Here is a 792-nt window from a genome sequence, read left to right on the forward strand (position 1 = left end):
AAAAAAAGGAAATTTTAGAGGTTGAGACCTTATGAGCAATAATTCATAACTCATAACTAATAACTCATCACTAAGAAAATGGGGGATTAGCTCAGCTGGCTAGAGCGCCTGCCTTGCACGCAGGAGGTCAACGGTTCGACTCCGTTATTCTCCACAAAAAGCCGTAAGCTATAAGCTGTAGGCTGTAAGCTGAGAAAGCCTAAAGCGTATTGCTTAAAGCCTAAAGCAAAACAAAGTTCATTGACATATTGAGATAAGAAAATAATAAAAAGTAGAAAGCGTTTTTTGTTATTAGTAACAAAAAACAAAAAAAAACGGTCTTGTTTTAAGAAGCAAGATTGGTACAATAAGCAAAATAAGGGCGTATGGGGGATGCCTAGGCTCTCAGAGGCGATGAAAGGCGTGATAAGCTGCGAAAAGCTGCGGGGACGGGCACACACCGATTGATCCGCAGATACCTGAATGGGGCAACCCACTATGTTGAAGACATAGTACACCGATAGGTGGGCAAACCCGCTGAACTGAAACATCTAAGTAGGCGGAGGAGAAGAAAACAAAAGTGATTCCGTAAGTAGTGGCGAGCGAACGCGGATTAGCCCAAACCATTGTTGTTACGGCAATGATGGGGTTGTAGGACCACGATATTTTATGTACAAGGAACCGGAAGTTACTGGAAAGTGACGCCATAGAGGGTGATAGCCCCGTATGGGTAACGAGTATAATAGATAGTGGTATCCTGAGTAGGGCGGGGCACGTGAAACCCTGTCTGAATTTGGCGGGACCATCCGCTAA

General features: G+C 44.1%; 1 tRNA gene and 1 rRNA gene. Both read left to right on the forward strand.

What is annotated here, in order from left to right:
- Positions 1 to 80: 80 nt before the first annotated feature.
- Positions 81 to 154: transfer RNA gene (locus tag AC1RRQ_RS23270), tRNA-Ala, on the forward strand.
- 191 nt (positions 155 to 345) lie between these two features.
- A 23S ribosomal RNA gene (locus AC1RRQ_RS23275) occupies positions 346 to 792 on the forward strand; the annotation flags it as partial.

It is taken from the genome of Flavobacterium sp. GW821-FHT12A05, from assembly GCF_058807735.1.